The organism is Cryobacterium sp. TMT2-4, from assembly GCF_004402575.1.
In the GTDB taxonomy this organism is placed as follows: Bacteria; Actinomycetota; Actinomycetes; order Actinomycetales; family Microbacteriaceae; genus Cryobacterium; species Cryobacterium sandaracinum.
This window is the reverse complement of record NZ_SOGE01000024.1, coordinates 1-4,140: the sequence shown is the minus strand read 5'-3', so window position 1 is coordinate 4,140 and position 4,140 is coordinate 1. Positions and strand designations below refer to the sequence as shown.

Annotated in this window: 3 protein-coding genes and 2 pseudogenes; all 5 read right to left on the bottom strand. The window is 63.3% G+C overall.

The window, feature by feature from the left end; translation table 11 throughout:
• Positions 1-787 (bottom strand): annotated as a pseudogene (sufC, locus tag E3O54_RS06420) (Fe-S cluster assembly ATPase SufC); the annotation flags it as partial.
• Between the two features lie 76 nt (positions 788-863).
• Positions 864-1,190, bottom strand: a complete 327-nt coding sequence (locus E3O54_RS06415; protein ID WP_134373658.1) for a non-heme iron oxygenase ferredoxin subunit — start codon at positions 1,188-1,190, stop codon at positions 864-866.
• A 22-nt stretch (positions 1,191-1,212) separates the two neighbouring features.
• A pseudogene (sufC, locus tag E3O54_RS06410) lies at positions 1,213-1,341 on the bottom strand (Fe-S cluster assembly ATPase SufC); the annotation flags it as partial.
• Between the two features lie 102 nt (positions 1,342-1,443).
• Positions 1,444-2,676 (bottom strand): Fe-S cluster assembly protein SufD, encoded by a 1,233-nt coding sequence (gene sufD / locus E3O54_RS06405; RefSeq protein WP_370247444.1) that lies wholly within the window; start codon positions 2,674-2,676, stop codon positions 1,444-1,446.
• Positions 2,677-4,095: a Fe-S cluster assembly protein SufB gene (gene sufB, locus E3O54_RS06400; RefSeq protein ID WP_104099133.1), complete on the bottom strand. Its 1,419-nt coding sequence runs from the start codon at positions 4,093-4,095 to the stop codon at positions 2,677-2,679.
• Positions 4,096-4,140: the final 45 nt, after the last annotated feature.

The window sequence follows — 4,140 nt, the reverse complement described above, 5'->3', positions numbered from 1 at the left end:
AAGCGATCGTAGCCCTCGTCTTCGAGGCGGTCGGCGAGTTCGGGGCCACCCTGTTCGGCGATCCGGCCGTCGACGAAGACGTGCACGAAGTCCGGCTTGATGTAGCGCAGGATGCGGGTGTAGTGCGTGATCAGCAGCAGACCCAGGCCGGTGTGCTCCTTGGCCCGGTTCACACCCTCCGACACGATCTTGAGCGCGTCGACGTCGAGGCCGGAGTCGGTCTCGTCGAGCACCGCGAAGCGGGGCTTCAGCAGTTCGAGCTGCAGGATCTCGTTGCGCTTCTTCTCACCGCCGGAGAAGCCCTCGTTCACGTTGCGTTCGGCGAAGGACTTGTCCATGCGGAGCTGCTTCATCGACTCGCGCACATCCTTGATCCAGCTACGGATGGGCGGCGCGCTGCCGTCGATCGCGGTCTTCGCGGTGCGGAGGAAGTTCGTCACCGTGACGCCGGGAATCTCCACCGGGTACTGCATGGCCAGGAACAGGCCCGCGCGGGCGCGCTGGTCCACGGTCATCGTGGTGACCTCTTCGCCGTCGAGCAGGATCGAGCCACTGTCGACGGTGTATTTCGGGTGACCGGCGATCGTATAGGCGAGGGTGGACTTGCCGGAGCCGTTCGGGCCCATGATGGCGTGGATCTCGNGGTGGACTTGCCGGAGCCGTTCGGGCCCATGATGGCGTGGATCTCGCCCTCGTTGATGGTCAGGTTCACCCCGTGCAGGATCTGCTTGGTGCCCTGGTCGGTCCAGACGCTGACGTGCAGGTCGATGATCTGTAGAACTGACATGGAATTCTCTTTCGTTCTCCGGCGCGTACGCCGACAAGTTGGGTGGCCGATCGGCCGGTGCGGGACTGGGCCCGCGTCAGACGGCTACGGTGACGGCTGGGTCGATGTAGACCACGCCGTCGACCAGGTCGACCTGGTAGACCGGGACCGGCTCGTAGGCCGGGAGGTTGAGCGGCTTGCCGGTCTTCAGGGAGAACTTGGAGCCGTGGGCCCAGCATTCGACGGTGTCGCCCTCGACGAAACCTTCGGACAGGGAGATGTCGCCGTGGGTACAGGTGTCGCCGATGGCGAAGACGTCTCCGGCGGCGTCGCGGACGACAACGATGGGGACGCCATCGATTTCGACTTTGACTGCCTCGTTGACGCCGAGTTCGTCGAAGCCACAGATCTTGGTGGATGCCATGTCAGTTGTCCTTTGTTGCNGAGCCGTTCGGGCCCATGATGGCGTGGATCTCGCCCTCGTTGATGGTCAGGTTCACCCCGTGCAGGATCTGCTTGGTGCCCTGGTCGGTCCAGACGCTGACGTGCAGGTCGATGATCTGTAGAACTGACATGAAATTCTCTTTCGTTCTCCGGCGTACGCCGGTGACTGCGCAGGTGAATGGGGGAGTGGCCGATTGGTCGACCTGGGGAGCCGGATATCCGGCGGCGGATGCTTAGCTCGGGTCGCTCATGGTGAGTTCTGCTTCGATGGCCGCCTGGAGGCGTTCTTCGAGCAGGGGGGAGCCGATTTGTTGCACGATCTCGCTGAGGAAGCCGCGTACGACGAGGCGCCGGGCCTCGTCTTCGCTGATGCCGCGGGACTGCAGGTAGAACAGCTGCTCGTCGTCGAAGCGGCCGGTCGCGCTCGCGTGCCCGGCCCCCTTGATGTCGCCGGTCTCGATCTCGAGGTTCGGGATCGAGTCTGCCCGGGTGCCTTCGGTGAGCACGAGGTTACGGTTTTGTTCGTAGCTGTCGGTCCCGGCCGCATCCCGCCCGATCAGGACGTCGCCGATCCACACGGTGCGGGCGCCTTGACCCTGCAACGCACCCTTGTAGGTGACGCGGCTGCGACTGTTCGGCGCGACATGGTTCACGAATACCTGCTGCTCGAGGTGCTGGCCGGCGTCGGCGAAGTACAGGCCGAGCAGCTCCGTGTCCGAACCGATCCCGGCTAGACGCACCGACGGGTTCACCCGCACGATGCTGCCGCCCAGGCTCACCACGATGTGCTTCAACCGTGCGTCGCGGCCGATGGTGGCGAAGTGGTTCGTCAGGTGCACGGCCGTGTCGCCCCATTCCTGCAGAGTGACCACGGTCAGGTTCGCGGACTCGCCCAGGATGATCTCGACGTTCTCGCTCAGCCGGGCCGCACCCGTGTTCTCCAGGATCAGGATGGCTTGGCTGAACGGCTTGGCCTCGATGATGGTGTGCGCGCCGCGCGCGCCGGAACCCAGGCCGGCACGGGTGACCGTGACCTCCTTGGCCTCCTCGCCGCTGATCGTGATCGCGAGAGCCTTCTCGAAACTCGACCACGCGTTCGCCGACGCGCGTTCCTCGGGCGCCCCGGCCGAACCGATCCGCGGGTCGGTGCGATCGACCCAGGCGACGCTGACCCCGGCGACGCGTGAAGACTCGACCGGGTACTCCGACCCGTCGAGCACACCCGCGGTCAGGTCGGTGAACTTCTTCACCGGCGATAGCTTCCAGACCGCTTCACGACCCGTGACGGGACCGAAGTCGGCCACGTTCACGCTCGCGAACCGGTCCGACCGGGTCTGCACCGGCACATAACCGAAACGGCCGTCCGAGTGCTCCTTGATGCCGTGCTGCTCCGCAGTAGGCATGGCATCCGTTGTGGATGCCGGGGTGGTTGGTGGGGAATTGAGTTGTGCAGAGACGGCGGACATTTAGCCGACGGATCCTTCCATGCCCATTTCAATGAGCTTGTTGAGTTCAAGGGCGTACTCCATCGGCAGCTCCCGGGCAATCGGCTCGATGAAGCCGCGCACGATCATGGCCATCGCCTCATCTTCGGGCATCCCCCGGCTCATCAAGTAGAACAGCTGCTCCTCGCTGACCCGCGACACCGTGGCCTCGTGGCCCAACTGCACATCATCGACCCGGATATCGATCGATGGATACGTGTCCGAACGCGATTTCGTGTCCACCAGCAACGCGTCACAGCGCACCGTGTTCGCGGAGTGGTGCGCCGTGGCATCCACCCGCACCTCACCGCGGTAACCAGACCGGCCACCACCCCGGGCAATGGACTTCGACACGATCGAAGACTGCGTATACGGCGCCATGTGGATCATCTTCGCGCCCGCATCCTGATGCTGACCGGGACCCGCGAACGCCACCGACAGGGTCTCCCCCTTAGCGTGCTCACCCATCAGATAAATCGACGGGTACTTCATCGTGACCTTGGAACCGATATTGCCATCGATCCACTCCATCGTGGCACCCTCCGCAGCCGTCGCACGCTTCGTGACCAGGTTGTAGACGTTCGTGGACCAGTTCTGGATAGTCGTGTAGCGAACGCGGGCATTCTTCTTCACAACAATCTCGACCACCGCAGAGTGCAGAGAATCGGACGAGTAGATCGGGGCCGTGCACCCCTCGATGTAGTGCACGTAGCTGCCCTCGTCGGCGATGATCAGGGTGCGCTCAAACTGCCCCATATTCTCCGTATTGATGCGGAAGTAGGCCTGCAGCGGGATCTCCACGTGCACACCCGGCGGCACATAAACGAAAGAGCCGCCCGACCACACCGAGGTGTTCAGCGCCGCGAACTTGTTGTCGCCGGAGGGAATGATCGTGCCGAAATACTCCTCGAAGAACTCCGGATGCTCCCTCAACGCCGTGTCGGTATCCATGAAGATGACACCCTGCGCAGCCAATTCTTCGTTGATCTGGTGATAGACCACCTCGGACTCATACTGGGCCGCGACGCCGGAGACAAGACGCTGACGCTCGGCCTCGGGAATGCCGAGCTTCTCATAGGTGCTCTTGATGTCCTCGGGCAGGTCGTCCCAAGTCTGGGCCTGCTTCTCCGTGGAACGCACGAAGTACTTGATGTTGTCGAAATCGATGCCCGACAGGTCAGCACCCCAAGTCGGCATCGGCTTGCGCTCAAACAACTCGAGGGCCTTGAGGCGACGCTGCAGCATCCACTCAGGCTCGCCCTTGAGATTGGAGATATCGGTCACCACCTCCGGCGAAATCCCGCGGCGGGCGGAGGCACCAGCAGCATCGGAGTCGGACCACCCGAACTCGTAGACACCGAGCCCCGCAAGTTCGGGGCGGTCAAGAAGGACGTCAGACATATTTACCTCTTCTGCCACCCCGGCAACCCGGATATTAGTCCGGTC

Coding starts and splice junctions, on each gene's coding strand:
- E3O54_RS06415 (WP_134373658.1), bottom strand. CDS start 1,190: ATGGCATCCACCAAGATCTGTGGCTTCGACGAACTCGGCGTCAACGAG.
- sufD (WP_370247444.1), bottom strand. CDS start 2,676: ATGTCCGCCGTCTCTGCACAACTCAATTCCCCACCAACCACCCCGGCA.
- sufB (WP_104099133.1), bottom strand. CDS start 4,095: ATGTCTGACGTCCTTCTTGACCGCCCCGAACTTGCGGGGCTCGGTGTC.